We start from the raw sequence: 18,181 nt of genomic DNA, 5'->3' as shown, positions 1-18,181 counted from the left end.
TAGCTTAAAAATGAATAAAAATAACCCGAAAATGAATAAAAATAAAGCAATTTTAAGCAAAAATGAACTAAATTTAAAAGGTGAAAAAGAAATAAATAATCTTTTTAAAGATTATAAAAAAATATTAATTAATAATAATGTTGATTTAGATAAGTCAAAAATTAATTTCCTTAAAACATTTTGTAAAATTGAATGATTAATTTATGATATGAATAAAAAAATTCGTCAATTAGATAATTATTATATTGATGTTGAAAATATTCGCGGGAATAAAAGACAAGAAAAAAATCCAATTTTGCCAGAATATAATGCAATGTTAAAAAATTATAAAAGTCACTATATAATTATTGAAAAATGAATAAAAGAAAGTAATGAAAAAATTGAAGTATCGCCTATATTACAAACAAACAATAATCTATTAGATGAAATTCTACAATTAGAAGAAAAATAATTTATGATTGAAAAAACGATAAATAATAAAACTAATTTAGAATTATATAATGAATGAATTAAAAAAAAAAAAAAAACGAAGATATTGTTTGTTTGAAAATTAAAAAAATAGTATCTAATTTAGTTAATGAATTAAAAAATAGTAAAAGGTTTTATTTTAATAAAAAACAAGCAAGTGGTGCAATAATTTTTATAGAAAGATTTTGTCATCTTTCAACTGGTGAATATGCAGGACAAAATTTTAAATTAGAATTATGACAAAAAGCATTTATAGAAGCATTATTTGGTTTTTACGAAAAAGAAACTAATATTCGTAGATTTAAAGAAGCATTATTGGTTGTTGGTAGAGGGAATGGTAAATCAACCCTAGCATCTGCTATTGCTTTAAAATGTTTGTTATTAGATAACGAAAAAATAGCAAGTATATATACAGTTGCAACAAAAAAAAGAACAAGCAAAAATTATTTTTGATGAAGTTAAAAGTATGATTAGACAAGAAGAATGATTAAATAGTAAATTAAAAATAACAAGGGATAAAATAGAATTTTTAAGAGATTGATCACATTTTCAACCATTAGCATCAGAAGATAAAACATTAGATGGTTTAAATCCATATGTAGTAATTTTAGATGAATTTGCGGCTATGAAAAAAGAGACTTATATGATGTTATTAAATCAGCAACATTAAAAAGAAAAAATACATTAATGCTTTTAATTACAACAAGTGGAAGTACTCGTGAGAGTATTTATGATGAGAGATATGAATATGCTGAAAAAGTATTAAATAATATTTATCAAAACGATAATTTTTTACCTTGAATATATGAATTAGATAATTTTAATGAATAAAAAAAATTTAAAAATCTATATAAAGCAAATCCAAATCTTGGTATTTCTAAAAATATTGAAAAGTTAAAAAAAGAATTGGAAACAGCAATTAACCAACCATTACAACAACCTAGTTTTTTAACTCGTCATTGTAATATTGCTTTTTTGCAAGAAACTTCATTATTTAATTTTGGATCTTTACAAGAAAAAAATAATAAAAATGTTAATTTAGAAGATTATTTAAAAAATAAATATTGTACTGTTGGTATTGATTTATCACAAACAATGGACTTAACTGCTGTTGTATTTTTAATACCCAAAAAAACTGGTGAGTTTTTTATTTTGCCACATTTTTTATTCCCCGAGAAAGAGCATATGAAAATGAAAAAGAAGACAAAGTTTTATATTCTGTTTGAGAAAAACAAGGATACATAACTTTTACACTTGGATCCGCTGTAAAATAGAGTGCACCCAAAAAAGTAAGTAAAATAAAAAAAGATTTTGCTAAATTTTTATAGGGGGTGCATTTTTATATGGCAAAAAAAGGACAAAAATATAACAAATATACATCAGAATTTAAAACAAAAATCATTGAGGAAATTAAACAAAAAAGTTGTTGAATAGTAGCAAAACAATATAATATAAATGCAAATACAGTAGAATCTTGATGAGCAAATCATAAAAAAGGAAAATTAAACAATCCTAAAGGACCTAAAATTTCTTTTGCCAAAAGAAATTTAGAATATTATAAAACAAGGTATGAATTATTAAAAAAGCTCCATGACTTTTACAATTAAGCAAACTAAGAATTGTCTCTTTTATTAAACAAAATTTTTGTGAATATTCAATAAAATTATTACTAGAAGTAACAGGGTTAAAACGTAGTTAGTAAGATAAATATAAAAATTATGACAGTAGCAAAAAAGATAAAAAAGCAATAAATGATATTGTAAAAGTCTATGAAGAAAATTTAAAACAATTTGGTTATCGAAGAATTATTAAATATTTAAAGGAAGATTATGGTATAAAATATAATTCAAAAAAAGTTTTAAGAATTATGCGTGATAATCAAATACAACCTGAATATGTAAGAAAAATGAGAAGAAAAATGAAATATAAACAGAATAAAGAAAAAAGCTTATTGCAATATCCTGATTTAATTAATCGTAAATTCAATGATATAAAAACAAGGTTTTCAGTACTATATACTGATGTAACATATTTAATTTGAAAAGGAGAAAGATATTATCAATCAACAATTATTGATGGATATACTAAAGAAATAGTTGATGTAAAGTGATCTAAATATAATGACAATAAATTAGTAATGGATAATTTAAATGATGCAATTAATAAAATAAAATTAATAAAAAAAGATCTGAATGGAATAATAATTCACTCAGATCACGGATATCAATATACATCCACTATTTATCACGATAAATGTTTATCTAACGGTATTACAATTTCAATGGGAAAAAATTACCACTGTGCAGATAATATTGTTATAGAAAGTTTTCATTCATTACTTAAGAAAGCTACAATCCATAATAAAATATATAATTCACATGAAGAATATATACAAGATGTTATAAAATGAAATACATGATATTCAAATCGTAAAGAAAAAGATATAATTAAAAAAAAGTAAATACTTTTTATTAGTACTTACTAAAATGGGTGCACTCTACAATATAACTTCTTTTTCTTCATAAGCCTCAATCAATAAATTGTTAATTTGATTATTATTATAGTAGATTTCTTGCCTCTTATTAGTGCAAATTGAAGTAAATGTCGTATCAGCATTAAAAATATTATTTTTATTAATATTTAACTTGTACTTTTCTAACAAATGAAATAAATCTTCACCATTAATTTCATTTTGAACAGCAGTTAATTGTTTCATTCAATCATCATCACGTAAGTCTTGACTAACTTGTTTTAATGTTGCTAATTCTATCTCCTTATCCTTTAACAACCTATTATCAGTAGTAATTGTTAATAGTTTTTTGTATGTTTCTGTTAATGAATATGAATCATCAATTTGAAATCCAATTTTTTTGCAACAACTCCCAAAAATGTTTATTAAATAATCGGACAAGATCCGGAGTTGAAGTAACTATTCCAGCTCAATTAATATTAACTAAGAAATCTAATAGATTACGAATATTATTAATATCAATTGTTAATTTTCGATTATCATCTAAATATTGCAATTTTTGATTAATGATTGTTTCTCGCTCAGTAACTAATGTATTTAACTTTTGAGTATAATGATTGTAATCATTAATTTCTTTTTCTAACATTTTAGCATTTGCTTTTAATTTTTGTAGTTCATATTTTTGATTTTCATAATCACTTCCAATTCCATCTAATTTTGTTAAATATTGTCGTGATAAATGAGCAAAAATAAAACGATAATTATTAAAAATTAATTTATCTGGATCAAAATCATTAAAACGACTTTTTTACGAACTTCATCACTTGTTAAGCGTAAAGGAATCAATAAAGGTGTTTTAAATAATCTTGTTAAAACATTGTCAATTGCAGTATGATTTTGCGAAGAAATTAAAACTTTCTTTCCTAATTTAGCATATTGATAAACTAATTCAGCAATAAATTCAGTTTTCCCTGTCCCTGGTGGACCTTGCAGTAAAAAAATATCTTGTGAGTTTAAGGCTTTTGTTATTGCTTTCTGCTGATTTCCATTTAAATTATTTGAAGCAAAAATTAATTGTTTTTCCATAATTAAGTTAGATTGTGTCTTTAATTTAATATCTTCAATATTAAAGATATAATTAATTAAATAAGGATTTGCAACATCATTTTTGCTAATTTTATCTAAAATAACATTACTACGTCGAAGTAAAGTTGAGTCCCCTTTTCCAATATAAGTTAAATAACCATAAGAAGGTATCATTTTATTTAATTCATTAAATGATATTTCATCCTCATTTTTTATTTCATAAAAGCAATTAACAATTTGATACTGCTCTAATTGATTAATAGTTACTTTAATTGTTTCATGGTCAATATCACTTTCTTGCATAATATTATTTTCAAGCATATATATTTTGATTAATTTTTTTTTTAAAATCATAGATATCTTTTTGTTGCATTTTTGTTTCAAAAATATTAATCCCTAAATCATAAATATCTGCTCCATCTTGAACATAACTTTTACTAAAATTAAAAGAAAATAGTGTTAATGGAACATCTTTTTGATATGTACGATTAATTTGTAAATTAGCAAGACTTAAATTGTTTAATTTCTTTTATATTAAATATTTATCTAAATTATCCAACAATAGTTCTAATTCTACAATAATTATTTCTTCAAATAAATGACTAATTGTTAAATTTTTATTAGTAAAAGTTTTTTTATCAACATATCAAAAATTATGGGATAAAAATCTTACATCATGAAATTTTTCACCGATTGGAACTGTTTTTGGAATTTTAATATATTCTGTTAATTTCCGGTTTAAATATAAACAAGAATTATTACGCTTATATTCTAAGTTTTGTTCTTGAAAGCGTAAATATTGTAACCATCGTTCTTTTTCTTCAGCAAAAGATGAAGTTAAAAATTTCATATTTGCCATAACATTTGAATCAAAAATAGTTCGTAATTTTGCTTCATCAATCCGAAAATTATCAGCAATTTCAAGCACTACTCCAGTAGCTAACGTTTTAAATTCTTGTTTTCTCTTTTCCATTGCTGTTAAAAAATATTTTTAACATTAACAATGCCAATTTCCGGATTAATATCGCCTAAGATTGTTAATGATAAGTTTGAATCGAACATTTGATCTAGCAAAGTAATTGATTTAAAACGAATTAAAATATCATAAAGCTTCTTTTCTGATCCTTTTTTATCTTTTTTAATTTTTGCCTGATCATTAATTAAACAAACAAAAAAATCAGCAATACAAATATTATGCTTTAAAAAAGTATCTAGGCCTTGAGCTGTTGTAATGTTTTTTAACCGAAGGTTTTTAACATCATCATCAGTAAATTTACTTTTTGGATTTGTTAAAAAATACAAATTTAACAATAAATTCTTATTATTATATTTATCACCCTGAATTGTAAATTCTGTCAATGTCATTTGTTCACCCTCTTATCTACATAATAATTATACTAAACTTATATTAGATAACAAATTAAACTAAACAAATTAAAAAAGTACATTGCAAAGCAAAATGTACTTTTTTGAAATCTATCTTTTTGAATATTGCGGTGCTCTTCTAGCCCCATGTAACCCATATTTTTTTCGTTCTTTAATACGAGCATCACGAGTTAGCATGCCAGCATGTCTCAATAAAGTTTTATAATCTTGTGACGCTTCAACTAGGGCTCTTGCAATTCCTAATCTTGTTGCGCCAGCTTGTCCGGTAAAACCACCACCAGATACTCTAACACGAATATCAAATTCTGATTTTGAACCAGTAATCTCTAAAGGTTGTTCCAAATCTTGCACTAATGTTGCATATGGGAAAAACTCTAATGCTGGTTTCCCATTCACAACAACATTCCCTTTACCAGGAGTCAATACAACTTGGGCAATAGAAGATTTTCTTCTTCCTGTACCACGATATATAACTTCTTGTTTTTTTGCCATATTTTCTCCTTTTATTTATTAGTTAATTCTAATTTAATTGGTTGTTGTGCTTCATGTGGATGTTCATTACCAGCATAAAGAAATAAATTACGGAATAATTTACTTCCTAATTTATTTTTTGGTAACATTCCTTTAATTGCGTGTTCAACAGGATAAATTGGTTTTTTTTCTAACATATCCTTTGCTGTTGTTTGTTTTAATCCCCCGGGATGTTGTGAATGATGATAATACATTTTACCCTTTAATTTATTTCCTGATAAATTAATTTTATCAGCATTAAGAATAATAACATTATCACCACAATCAACATGTGGAGTATAAGATGGTTTATTTTTTCCTCTTAAGATCATTGCAACTTTACTTGCTAAACGTCCTAAAACTAGACCTTGAGCATCAATCACATATCATTTTTTTTCAACTTTAGTTGAATTTAAGATAGTTGTTTGTCTCATGTCACTGCCTCCTCACATCATTCCGTACCAGGGTCTAATGTATAAAGCAATAATATTATAACTAAAAATAATAGGATAATCAATATTTTAACTTGTTATTTCTAAATTTAATTACTCTTGTAATTTTCAAGTTGAGTAAATTGGAAAATCACTTAATAAGTTTTTTACTTCTTCTTGATATTTAACAATATTATTTTCAGTTGGTTCTTTTAAAACATTATAAATTATTTCTCCAATTTGTTTAAATTCTTTGCTCTCAAAACCACGTGTTGTCATAGCTGCTGTTCCTAACCGAATCCCACTAGTAACCATTGATGATTCTTTATCAAATGGAATCATATTTTTGTTGCAAATAATACCAATTTTTTGTAGAATTTCTTCCGCCATTTGTCCCGAAATTCCTAAACTACTTTTAACATCAACCATTAATAAGTGGTTATCTGTTCCATCAGCTACTAAACGCAGATTATTTGCTTTTAATGTTTCTGCTAGGACTTTTGCATTATTAATAATTTCTGCTTGATATGTTTTAAAATCTGGTTCCAATGCCTCTAAAAAACATTGTGCCTTTGCGGCAATAACATGTTCTAATGGTCCACCTTGATTACCTGGGAAAACAGCACTATTAATTTTTTTTGCTCATTTTTGCTTTGATAAAATTAAACCCCCACGAGGTCCACGCAATGTTTTATGTGTTGTCGAAGTAACAACATCAGCATATGGAATTGGGGATTGATGTAAACCAGCGGCAATTATTCCTGCAATATGAGCCATATCTACCATTAATAAGGCTTTAACTTTATCAGCAATTGCACGGAACTTTTTAAAATCAATCTCACGTGAATAGGCACTGGCTCCAGCAACAATTAATTTTGGTTTTACTTCAATTGCAATTTTTTCAATTGCATTATAATCTAACATTTCGGTTGTAGAATCAACTTGATAACTACGAAAATTATATAATCGACCAGAAAAATTAACATTATGACCATGGGTTAAGTGACCACCTGCTGCTAAATCCATTGCTAAAATAGTATCACGTGGTTGTAGCAAAGCATAATAAGCAGCAGTATTTGCTTGACTACCTGAATGTGGTTGAACATTAGCATGTTCAGCTTGAAATAACTCCTTAACCTTATCAATTGCTAATTGTTCAACTTGATCAACATATTCACATCCTCCATAATATCGGTGAAATGGATATCCTTCAGCATACTTATTAGTTAAAATTGAGCCTGTAATAGCTAAAATTGCCTCACTAACATAATTTTCTGACGCAATCAATTCAACATGATTTTGTTGACGTTTTAATTCCAAATCAATCAATTTTTTAATTTGTGAATTCACTTTCATTATTTTCATCTCCATTCTATAACTTCTAATATCATTATATAGAGATAAATAAAAATAACTTCAATAAAAGTTATTTTTTCAAGATTTTAATATTGTAAATTTGCATTAGTATCTTTATGAATTAATGGGGAAACAGCCCGATATGTAATATAAATAATTGCCGAATTAAATAATACTTTCATTGGTGCCATTGCTAATCGCGTAATCATAGTTACCCCATAACCATCTGTTCCACCATTTTTATTCTGTGACACCGTTAAAAAGACGATATCCCCCCAGGCGGATATCAAGGTGGTGACTCAATATTCATTAACAACAGCAAGCATAATAATAGCAACTAAATCTCAATAAAGTTTTTTTGTTTTATCAAAATGACGATAAACAAACATAATAATTCATATAATAATAATAGTTCCCCCTGTGCCAAAACCAATAATATAACTTAAAACAATTTTGCTAACTTCCAATCCAGCAAATAATGTAATGGTTTCAAATGGTGAATATCATGTCATTACTCCAGCAAAAGTTCCAAAAATTAAAATAAAAATATTTGTTAACATAAATAAAACTCATTTATGCTTACCAACGGCACGATTAATTGAAGATACACAACCTGACAAAAATCCATATGAAGCAATTACAATAATATAAGCAACATGGAGATAAGAAGGAACAAATAACATAACAATTAAATCAGTAACAACCCCCGATAAAAGTCCAACAATTGGTCCAAAAATAAATCCACTAATTTTAACCATTAAACCTTCAAAAGCAATCCGCACAGGAGGAAAAACCGTAATTGGTACTGTTATTGAAATAATAATAGTAACTGTTGCAGAAACTGCTGACAACATTGTAATATACGCAATATTTTTCGTTGTAAAACGAATACCATGATAACGTTTAGGATTAATTAAATAATATAAACCATTATAAATACAATAAATAATAAAAAGAGCACCAATAACACCACTAGCAATATATGCCATTTTATTACTATATAAGATTTTTGATATATCACTAAATGATGTTAGTAGACCCATAATATCCCCACAATCTATATTAATAAAATAAATCCTCTTGTCCTGTCAATATTTTACATATATCAATTATACATTACATTTTTCAATCAATTATGTTTTTTTTATTTTTTAAAAGTAAATCGTTAATTTTTGCAAAAAATTGTTGATCCTTAAATAAATTGTAACTAAAAGGTGATGGGTGTGCTCCCTTAATAATATTACTTTTATTCAAAATATATTCACCATACTGTTTTGCATAATTGCCTCATAAAACATATACAATATCATTACGAATCTCATTTAAATAAATAATCAAATTTTGACTAAAATTAGTTCAACCAATATCCTTATGACTTAAAGGCGTTTTGGCAACAACACTTCCAATTGTATTATAAAGAAAAACACCTTTTTTAGCTCAATGGTCTAAATTACCACTAGCATAATGATCAACACCTAAGTCTTTTTTTAATTCATAAAAAATATTGACTAAACTTGGCGGAGTTTTAATACCATCATTAACACTAAAAGCTAAACCATTTGCTTGGCCTGGACCATGATATGGATCTTGTCCAATAATAACAACTTTAATATCATTAGGCTCAATTAATGTAAATAAACGAAAAATATCTGTTTTTGCAGGGTAACAAAGTTTATTTTGATATTCATTATCAATATTCTTTAACAATTGTTTAAAATACGGCTTTTTAATTTCATTATCAAAGAACTCTCCTCAACCAACTGCGTATTTTATTCACATTCCCATTTCTCCTATTGCCTCTTATTATAGTAAATTATTAATTTCGGTTTTTTGCAAAATAATTATATCAAAAAAAGGAAAAAAAGATAATATAATGAAGATAAAATAAAGATAAAAGGGAAGGTGAAAAACTTGCAAGAACTAAAAGAAACTAAATTAATTATTAATGAAATAAATATTAAAAAATCACGCTTCCTTTGTTTATTGCAAAAAGTTACTTCCGAACATGATGCACTTGAATTTATTAAAACAAATCAACAGCCAAACGCTGCTCATAACTGTTACGCCTACATTATTGGGAAAAATCAAAATATTATTCGAAAAAGTGATAATGGCGAACCAACTAATACTGCTGGCAAACCAATTTTAGAAATTTTACTTCATCATAATTTGACTAATGTTGTTTGTTTAGTTATTCGTTATTTTTGGGGAATTAAATTAGGAGCTGGCGGATTAATTCGAGCTTATGCTAATAGTGTTAAAACAAACCTAAAAAAAGCGGAATTAATTCCTTTTTTTGAAACAAAAGATATTATTATTAAATTCCCAATTAATAAAATTAAATTAGTTGATGAATATTTAACATATCATTATCAAAATTTAATAATTAATAAAAATTTTACGGAACCTATTAGCTATCAATTTTCGTTACCTAATGAACAAATCCATACTTTCCTTTTATGAGCCAGCAATAATAAAATTAATATAATTATTTCCGAGCATATAAATAATTAATATTTTTTCCAAGTTTAACAAAGCGTCGTTCATATTCAGTTGGAACATTATTTTCCACATACTGACTCTGATATAAATTTGTTGTATAATCAACAATTTTTCAATTATTTTTTTTTAATGATTCTAATGAATAAGTAAATAATTGATCATTATCTGTTTTAAAATGAATTTCACCATTATCTTGTAAAATAATTTGATAAAAATCTAAATATATTTTATTTGTTAGCCAACGTTTTTCATGTCGCACTTTTGGTCAAGGATCAGAGAAATTTAAATATATTTTATTAATTTCTTTAGGTGCAAAAATTTCTAGTAAAAAATAGCATCAAAAACAATTATTTTTAAATTAGATAAATTTTCAGCAATTATTTTTTTAAAGCTAAAACTAAAACTGATGGATAACGTTCAATTGCTAAAAAATTTTGATTTGTATATTTTTTTGCTAATGCTATAATAAAATCCCCTTTCCCAGAACCAATTTCAATATTTAAGGGATTATTATTTTTAAAAATTATTTTTCCCCATTGCCCCTTATAATATTCTGGATTTTGAATTGCAAAGGTAGGATTCTCCATAATATATTCTGTTGCTCAAGGTTTATTTCTTAGTCTCATCTTTAAATCCTTTCCGACTGTTTTTTAATAAAGCTATTTTTATTTCATTACCAATTTCATTTTGTGGTTCATCATAAGTTCCAAATAATGAACCAAACATATAATTAATTTTTAGTTCTTTTAATTTACTATATCCTAAATAACTATTAACTTGTGGTGCAATTAAAATAATATCAAGTTTTTCTGCTAAAATAATATATTCTTTAATTAAATTTTGATAATGCAAATGAATAAACATTTCACGAATAATTGTTGGAGAAAAAACAGCATAATTAGGTTCATAATAGTACAAACTATTTAATTCCGTATCAATTGCTCCAAAATTTTTAACAGCAACTTCAATACCAATATTTTTAATTGTATTTAAATTTTTTTTAAACTTTTCAGGATCAAATCCAGTTTCCATTAAATCAAAAGTTAAAATTAAATTACCAGGTTTTATTTTTAATTCAATTAATTTTGTTGCAAATTTTTTTAAATTAAACTGGTCACTACTAATAAAACTAGCTGGATAAGTAAAGAATAATTTTTGTTCTAAATAATTATCTAATTTATGAAAATTCTTAATATTTAATGCCGCATTAAAACGAGCCAGCATTGTTTCATGTACAATTCCCAAAAAAGTATTATTATCTTTTCCAAATATTAAATCACTATCAACCCCATCAACTAAATTACTACTATAATGATATGCTAATGTAAGGCCATCATTTACATTTATAATTGGAGAATATAAACTAACAATTTTTTCTAACTGAATATGTTCATTTAAAGCTAAAATACTACGTTTTTGGTTTGACAATTCTTTAATATTTTCAGGATCAATAAAAATAATTTGATTTGAATATTCAAGATTTAACCGATTATCTGCTATTGCAATATTATATTCTTTTAACTTATTTAAATTATTTGATTGTAAACCATATAATGAAGCATATCCTTGTAATTTAACAATTATTTTATAATTTTTTAAAATAAAAGTCGTATTAACTTGTCGCAATAAAATTTCAAATTGTTTTAACAAATCAGTTTCTGGTCGTAACTTACTTTTATTATGCAATAAGATACTACTAATATCAGGTTTTTCAATTTGATCAAGGGGAAGAAAAATTCCAAAATGATTTAAACTTGCTTTAAAAAATAAAACATTTTGTTCTTTTCATAGTGTAAAAACTTGATGAGAAATAAGATCAATAATTTTATTTTTAACATTACTATTTAGAAATTTGTCTAGTTTTTCAATATTATTAATCATAAAAGTAAAATAAATTCCACGACGAATCTTATTCTTATGAATTAAATTATAAATAGCATCATGTGCTAAAGCCTCACAAACATAACTATTGCGTCCATATTCAATAATATTTTGTAATTTTATCGCATGAACATAAATTAATTCAATAATACCACAAATACTATAAGCAAAATAAGTCATTGCAATTCACACTAAAACATATAATTCACTTACAAAGTTTTCTGACATAGCCATTTTTTTGATTGTGCTAAAACAATAATTGAAGCCGTAATGAATCCTGTTAATGTCAATAAAGACCATCTAGTTCATTTTGTTCATTTAAAATACCAACTCACAAAAACAATTAGAAGGGTTAAAACATAAAGTACTGAAATCATAATAATATTAGGAGTACCTGTCAAAGGTAAAAAATAATTATTATTTAAAAATGGTAAAATTGCAAAAAGAAAAGTAAAAATAATAATCGTATATAAAATTGTGGCAAAGCAAAAAAAAAAAAAAACACTATCATTCAACAAACTATTATTGGCAGAAAAATATTAATAACAATCATTGTATTGGTTTCGCCAGTTTTTGGTGACACAAAAAATGGGATTAATCCTTGTGCAATAATAACTAAAATTGCAAAAACACCACCAATAAAAACTTGATAATAAATTGAAAAACGAACAAAAGAATTACGCACTAAACCTCATGTAAAAATATAAATGATAGAAAAAATAATTATAAATAATAAATATACAAAAATAATATTTAAAATATTACTCACTTACTTCCACCTCTTTTAACAAACCTTGTACTTTTTTTATTATATCATTCCTTTTAAAAATATTTTTGAACTTAAAAAAGAAACTAAAATTCTCATAAATAATTTCTTGAATCTAATAATTTATTTATGACAAAACAAGTTTCTTTTAATTTCTACCTTATTTTTAATAAAAAAATGGTGGAGATGGCGGGAATTGAACCCGCGTCCACAAATAACATTCTAATATCTTCTACAGTTTAGTCTAATCATCTTTTTTTCATTATTTAATAATAGGATTAGACAACTAATTAAATAACTAGATAATAAGACTTTCAAAATTCTAACATTATCAATTAGAATTTCTATTAGATTAAGACTTGAGATACGATAATAGTTAATAATCTACAATTAACTACTATTACGGCTAGCAATCCTCTAACAGCGAGGAATTAAACTGCTAACATTGATCCTGCTAATTGATTGTTCATCATAAAAGCTGGCATTTCAATTTTGTCTTCTTTTTGTTTTTTGTTTGCGTTTCTTCAAACCTAGTAGCATTATAGTCTGCTAAACTACTGCCAATATTAGTAGATCATTCCTGTCGAAACCGGAACATCCCCATATAGTAATTATACTCTTAAATTATTAAATAGTAAATAATAACTATTTAGTACATTTTTTTGAAATAATTGCTTAAAATGATATTCATGGCTAATTTCTTTTCCATTTTTTGTACCTAAAGTAATTCGAATTAAAGTATAGTAATCCATGATTAAACTAAAACTACTAAAAATAAGGTAAATAATAAGAAAAGTCCTATACCTAGAATATAATCTTTTTGTAATCAAAATAATAATCGCTCAACAATTAACCTAGGATTTGTAATTAAATTATTATTTTTTAAATTTAAATATTCAACATAATAATTTAAACTACTAAAAAAAACTAAATAACCCAAGACTAGTAATTAACATGATAAATTTTAAAAAATTGACTGTAATTGCACTATCATTTTTATTAATCCAATTTATTAAGCAAATAACACTTTCCAACAAAAACTCAATTATAAAGCAAACAATAGTAAGGATACTCAAAATATAAATAATGTTATTCGGGTTTAACGAATAATTTGTTCCATTATAATTATAAACAATCCATTCTTTGATGTTTCATTGAAAAATACCAGATAAAAAAATATAAAAAGTCAAAAGAATTTGAACGGTTGTAACAACAATTAAAGTAATCTTAAGATTCTTTTCAAACACTAACCACGTTCAGAACTTTTGAAAATCTAATTTTTTTGTTAAAAAAACTAATTTTTTGGGTGAATAATATTTCAATCGTAATATTCTCATTTGTAAAATTTGTAAATTATCATTATTTTCTTGAATTTTACAATTAAAAAAGTTATAATTTTATTATAAAATTTACTATTTGTTTTACAAATTAAATATTTATCTAGAAACTGAAACAAACTAATATTGTTAAAAATAGACACTTTAACTTAGTTATCATTCAAGTCATATTCACTAAAAATACTTTTTAATGTTTGGTGATTAAAATAAATAATTGTTTTTCATTGATATAAATAAGTTATTATAAAGAATAAAATAAAAATAAAAATACTAATAGCTGTTGTAATAGCATAAAAAATCTTTCGTGACAATAATCTTTATTCTGGCAAATAATTATTGCTAAAAGTAAAATCTGATGTTAAAAATAATAAAAACAGTTGTAATACATTCAGAATTAAACCAATATTAATAACAACTAATAAAAAATAAAATAATTTGCTAGCGATTCAACTTTCACTATTTTTTTTATTTTTAAAATGTTTTAATAAATAAATTCCTTCTCAACTACTACCAAAAAGAAAAAAATATTTAAAACAATAAAATATTTTAAAGATACTAAATCTGTCATACTTTTCTCCTTCCTTAAATAATTTTAAAAGAAACATGTGTACCAACAGTTCCGGCTGTATGATTAATTTTAAGATAATTTTTATTGCTACTTTTAAATCAGGCAAAAACATATGGTAATCCCCCATGGTCAGCACTCTTTCATAAATTTTTTAGTTGAGTTGTTGGTGACCACAAATCTAAGTCATTCGGCTGTGCACCTTTTTTCAAAACAACATTTACATCAGTTGCTTGCATAAAATGTGAATTATGAACATGTGCTGATCACTTAATTAAATAATCAGTTACATCATTAACAACTTCCGCAATAGTTGTTGTTCCAGCATATGTTTTGTTAGCAATAGGTTTCCAATCAATATTTCTTCAGTCTTTAGCATTAAAATCATTACTGTCAATCGAAACATTTCAAAATGATAAGAACTCTGGTTTTTTATAAAAACTAAATCCTTTACTTTCTAGGATTACCTTATAATTACTTTCAACAACTGTGGAATTAAATATTAACATTGCTCTTGATGCATCAAATTTAACAAAGTTACTACTATCTTTTTTAACATTAATTTCCAAGTTAAAGAATCCAACTGGTAAGGGATTATTGTCATTTCACATTTTTTTGCTTTTATAATATGCTACAATCTCCTCGTATCCTTCTTCCGTTTGAAAAATATTATTAATATTTTGTACAAATCCTGCTATTAATTTAGCATTATCAAATGGCAATGGATTATCAGAATAAAATAAGACACTATTTTTTAAAATATTTAATTCAGTTAAATCAACATTAGTATTAATTGTAATTCATTTTTCATTTTGGTAATGACCATAATTATTTGGTGTAATATGAATTGAAAAATAAGTAATTGGTAATAAGTTTCGTACAGCACTAAAGTCAATTAAATAATTTGAATTAGGTGTCGTATGATAGCCATAATAAATATCAACATTAATTTTAAAAAGATCAATTTCTTCAAAATTAATTTGAATAATTTTAAAAATAGTACTCCGCAAAGTTTGAAACCCGTCAAGTTCACTACCTAACATTTGATCAACTGTTCATGAATAATTTTGAAATACTGCTTCATTAATTTGTGCTAAATCAAAATTAAGATTCTCTTCTTGTGTAGTTTTACAAGCAATAAGTGGACTAATATTTCCAAATAAGATAGTTCCTACTAATAATGACTCTAATAACTTTTTCATAATCCTCCTTTATAATGAATTAACATACATAAATAATTCATAAACTTGTTCTCCTATTGTTTTTCCATAATTTAAACTTGGTTGTTCAAACACAACATCATCTAATGTAAATTGAGTTGGATATCACTTATATTTATTATCCCTTGTTGTTGAAGCAGGAAAACCAATTGCATTCAGGACTCGATTTAAATCATATTTTTTGTCTGGATATATTTCCATTAATATCATCATTTTATGGACCATTTCCATTCCGTCAATATAATTTTTAAAGCGAACACTATAACGCGGACCATGAATATTTCCAACATAAACTAAATTATCATCTCCCGATTCGAATTGACCATTCATTTCTTTTTTAGCATAATAATCATCTCGATATAAATCATATGACCATCTTACATAACCATTTGCTCCTAATTTATAAGCCATTAAAGGTCCCCATACTTGTTCACTATTATCAGATTGAATATATGCTGCTGGAAAATTATTTCAAGAAGTATAAATCATAGTTGCATTCCCAAATGTTTTACGACGAAGAATATTACTTCGTAATTTATAAATATTAATATTATTAAATTTTTCGACTATTTCACGGTATTGCAAAATCATTTGGTCATATTTGTTAACAAAAATATTTTGAATATCATCTTCATCAAATGGATTATAGCGAAAACGCCAACCAGCAAAAATACTAGATTTAATAAGATTATAAGGGTCATTTTCAACCACATTTTTCATTGTTAATTCATTAGTTTTATCTGCTAATTCATCAAACGATTCATATAAAGTAATTTGTTTGCCATTTGGTGTTAAGTATTCTGGTTTGTTTCGAATTAAATTTCAGTGATTTGATAATGCTTTAATAAATTTACTATGAATTGTTTTTAAATAAGCATCAAAGTTTTTCCCAGGCATACCATTGCTTGATTTTACTAATTCAACATTAAATGTACGTTGAGGACCTTTTTTAGTTCCATTTTTAAGGTAAAAAAAGGTAAAGGCTCCTGGTTCCATTGCTGAAAACATAAACTCCGTAAATCCTAATTGAGCAGCAACTTTTAAGTATTCATCAAATGCATTAAAATCAAATTCTCATTCTCAATCTGGATCATTAAAGACAACATTTAAATCACTACTTTTAATATAATCTTCATATTCTTCATCAGTTCATCCTTCTGATGATTTATTTAATTTTCCTACTCATTGAATTAATTGATAATTTCATCCAGGACCATATAAATAAAATGTATTAGATTTTTTTAATGCTTGTAAATGTGCTAATAAATATGGCCGCATTTTTGGGGATAAATAACTTGGTAAATTATTATCAAAAGGACCAATTTTGTCATCAAGTTCTTTTACACTTGCTCTTTTCTGTCTTAAATTATCACCAGTATCAATATATTTCATACCATTTGAAGGAAATGATGTCGCACTAAAACCAAATCGTTCATGCATTGGTTTATTTGAATCATCAGTTTTTAAAAGATAATTTTTAATTTCAATACTAAACTTACGTTCAATACTAGTTTTAATTTGACCATTAAAACGAAAACTTAATTTTATCGTAAAATTTTGAATTCCCGGCTTTGCTTGTGACCCAATAAAAAGACTAATTCAAAGCGGTTGAACATCATATGTTAATTCAGACAATGTATTTTCTCCTAGCGTATCAGGCATATATTGTACTCCTGGGTAAATATAACGATTAGAACTTGCTGCATTTGGAAAAGCTTTAATATAAGTTAAAAAAACAATCTCACTAATAATTGCTGGGTCTTTATTATCATTTACAATTGATACTTGTAAATCATTATATTTAGTAATATCTTCCTTATTTAATAAAATTAACTGTGTATTAAGATGTTGATTTCTTCATGCTGTTAAGCGTGGATGATCATTTGTACACTTTAATAAATCTTTACGATTTCCATAAAAAAATGGATCACCGTTTTTATTTTCATTATAAGCACTATAAGTAAATTTTGAATCACCAAAAAAAGTATGGAAATATGAATTATCATCTGCTTGTGGATTTTGATTATTACCACAACCATACTGAAAATTAAACTGGTTATCATAACGACCGCCACTACCACCAGGATAATTCCCTTCAAAACGACTACAACTAACAACCATCATCACAAAAGGAGGAATTAAAACAACAACTAATAAAATTTGAATCATATTTTTAAACGATATTTTTTTCATTTGTTTATTC

General features: G+C 25.2%; 19 protein-coding genes, 1 other RNA gene and 2 pseudogenes. 7 read left to right on the top strand and 15 right to left on the bottom strand.

All coding sequences use genetic code 4. The features are described from left to right. Nucleotides 1–31 precede the first annotated feature (31 nt). The 6 genes and pseudogenes from AACL22_RS07225 (at nt 32) to AACL22_RS07195 (ending at nt 2,929) form a co-directional block, all read left to right on the top strand. The gene (locus tag AACL22_RS07225; protein ID WP_338990815.1) at nt 32–451 is read left to right on the top strand and encodes a hypothetical protein; all 420 of its coding nucleotides are present in this window, start codon (nt 32–34) and stop codon (nt 449–451) included. Nucleotides 452–543: 92 nt separating this feature from the next. After that, nucleotides 544–930 (top strand): terminase large subunit domain-containing protein, encoded by a 387-nt coding sequence (locus tag AACL22_RS07220; RefSeq protein WP_338990813.1) that lies wholly within the window; start codon nt 544–546, stop codon nt 928–930. Nucleotides 931–934: 4 nt separating this feature from the next. Continuing rightward, nucleotides 935–1,299, top strand: a pseudogene (locus AACL22_RS07210) (terminase large subunit domain-containing protein). Nucleotides 1,300–1,329: 30 nt separating this feature from the next. Next, nucleotides 1,330–1,713: pseudogene (locus tag AACL22_RS07205) on the top strand (terminase TerL endonuclease subunit); the annotation flags it as partial. Nucleotides 1,714–1,811: 98 nt separating this feature from the next. Continuing rightward, entirely contained in the window at nt 1,812–2,075 is a 264-nt protein-coding gene (locus AACL22_RS07200) for a hypothetical protein (RefSeq protein WP_338990807.1), read from the top strand. Nucleotides 2,076–2,215: 140 nt separating this feature from the next. Then, nucleotides 2,216–2,929, top strand: coding sequence for an IS3 family transposase (locus tag AACL22_RS07195; RefSeq protein ID WP_338993035.1), 714 nt, complete (start codon nt 2,216–2,218; stop codon nt 2,927–2,929). A gap of 36 nt (nt 2,930–2,965) precedes the next feature. On the opposite strand, the gene AACL22_RS07190 is transcribed toward AACL22_RS07195, so the two are convergent. The 9 genes from AACL22_RS07190 to AACL22_RS07150 form a co-directional block, all read right to left on the bottom strand. Further along, on the bottom strand, nt 2,966–3,256 hold the full coding sequence (locus tag AACL22_RS07190) for a hypothetical protein (RefSeq protein WP_338990804.1): 291 nt from the start codon (nt 3,254–3,256) through the stop codon (nt 2,966–2,968). Nucleotides 3,257–3,709: 453 nt separating this feature from the next. Further along, entirely contained in the window at nt 3,710–4,378 is a 669-nt protein-coding gene (locus AACL22_RS07185) for an AAA domain-containing protein (RefSeq protein WP_338990802.1), read from the bottom strand. Nucleotides 4,379–4,553: 175 nt separating this feature from the next. Further along, the gene (locus AACL22_RS07180) at nt 4,554–4,997 is read right to left on the bottom strand and encodes a hypothetical protein (RefSeq protein ID WP_338990799.1); all 444 of its coding nucleotides are present in this window, start codon (nt 4,995–4,997) and stop codon (nt 4,554–4,556) included. A 5-nt stretch (nt 4,998–5,002) separates the two neighbouring features. Continuing rightward, nucleotides 5,003–5,389: a hypothetical protein gene (locus AACL22_RS07175; RefSeq protein ID WP_338990796.1), complete on the bottom strand. Its 387-nt coding sequence runs from the start codon at nt 5,387–5,389 to the stop codon at nt 5,003–5,005. A gap of 111 nt (nt 5,390–5,500) precedes the next feature. Next, entirely contained in the window at nt 5,501–5,902 is a 402-nt protein-coding gene (gene rpsI, locus AACL22_RS07170; protein ID WP_338990793.1) for a 30S ribosomal protein S9, read from the bottom strand. Nucleotides 5,903–5,913: 11 nt separating this feature from the next. Then, nucleotides 5,914–6,354 carry a 50S ribosomal protein L13 gene (gene rplM, locus AACL22_RS07165; protein ID WP_338990790.1) on the bottom strand — a complete coding sequence of 147 codons (441 nt, stop codon included), beginning with the start codon at nt 6,352–6,354 and terminating at the stop codon, nt 5,914–5,916. Nucleotides 6,355–6,465: 111 nt separating this feature from the next. Further along, nucleotides 6,466–7,707, bottom strand: coding sequence for a serine hydroxymethyltransferase (glyA, locus tag AACL22_RS07160; protein ID WP_422397503.1), 1,242 nt, complete (start codon nt 7,705–7,707; stop codon nt 6,466–6,468). Between the two features lie 86 nt (nt 7,708–7,793). Beyond that, nucleotides 7,794–8,750, bottom strand: coding sequence for a hypothetical protein (locus tag AACL22_RS07155; RefSeq protein WP_338990787.1), 957 nt, complete (start codon nt 8,748–8,750; stop codon nt 7,794–7,796). A gap of 73 nt (nt 8,751–8,823) precedes the next feature. After that, nucleotides 8,824–9,486 (bottom strand): uracil-DNA glycosylase, encoded by a 663-nt coding sequence (locus AACL22_RS07150; RefSeq protein ID WP_338990785.1) that lies wholly within the window; start codon nt 9,484–9,486, stop codon nt 8,824–8,826. A gap of 132 nt (nt 9,487–9,618) precedes the next feature. Between AACL22_RS07150 and AACL22_RS07145 the strand changes: the two genes are divergently transcribed. Further along, a complete protein-coding gene (locus tag AACL22_RS07145; protein ID WP_338990783.1) occupies nt 9,619–10,221 on the top strand; it encodes a YigZ family protein in 603 nt (200 codons plus the stop codon). Here AACL22_RS07145 and trmB read toward each other — a convergent pair. The 6 genes from trmB to AACL22_RS07115 all read right to left on the bottom strand — a co-directional run bounded on the left by trmB (nt 10,196) and on the right by AACL22_RS07115 (nt 18,171). Continuing rightward, a complete protein-coding gene (gene trmB / locus AACL22_RS07140; protein ID WP_338993034.1) occupies nt 10,196–10,495 on the bottom strand; it encodes a hypothetical protein in 300 nt (99 codons plus the stop codon). The genes AACL22_RS07145 and trmB overlap by 26 nt on opposite strands. A gap of 91 nt (nt 10,496–10,586) precedes the next feature. Next, on the bottom strand, nt 10,587–10,835 hold the full coding sequence (locus tag AACL22_RS07135; RefSeq protein WP_338990781.1) for a hypothetical protein: 249 nt from the start codon (nt 10,833–10,835) through the stop codon (nt 10,587–10,589). Next, on the bottom strand, nt 10,819–12,324 hold the full coding sequence (locus AACL22_RS07130) for an EAL domain-containing protein (protein WP_338990778.1): 1,506 nt from the start codon (nt 12,322–12,324) through the stop codon (nt 10,819–10,821). The genes AACL22_RS07135 and AACL22_RS07130 overlap by 17 nt, the downstream gene beginning before the upstream one ends. 710 nt (nt 12,325–13,034) lie before the next feature. Beyond that, nucleotides 13,035–13,458, bottom strand: a transfer-messenger RNA (tmRNA) gene (gene ssrA / locus AACL22_RS07125). Between the two features lie 1,317 nt (nt 13,459–14,775). Then, entirely contained in the window at nt 14,776–15,960 is a 1,185-nt protein-coding gene (locus AACL22_RS07120) for a hypothetical protein (protein ID WP_338990776.1), read from the bottom strand. Between the two features lie 9 nt (nt 15,961–15,969). Beyond that, nucleotides 15,970–18,171, bottom strand: coding sequence for a DUF4091 domain-containing protein (locus AACL22_RS07115; RefSeq protein WP_338990774.1), 2,202 nt, complete (start codon nt 18,169–18,171; stop codon nt 15,970–15,972). Nucleotides 18,172–18,181: the final 10 nt, after the last annotated feature.

Origin of the sequence: Spiroplasma endosymbiont of Seladonia tumulorum, from assembly GCF_964020235.1 — a bacterium.
Taxonomy (GTDB): Bacteria; Bacillota_I; Bacilli_A; order Mycoplasmatales; family Mycoplasmataceae; genus Spiroplasma.
Note: the sequence above shows the minus strand (reverse complement) of the source record. Positions and strands in the feature narration are given on the sequence as shown.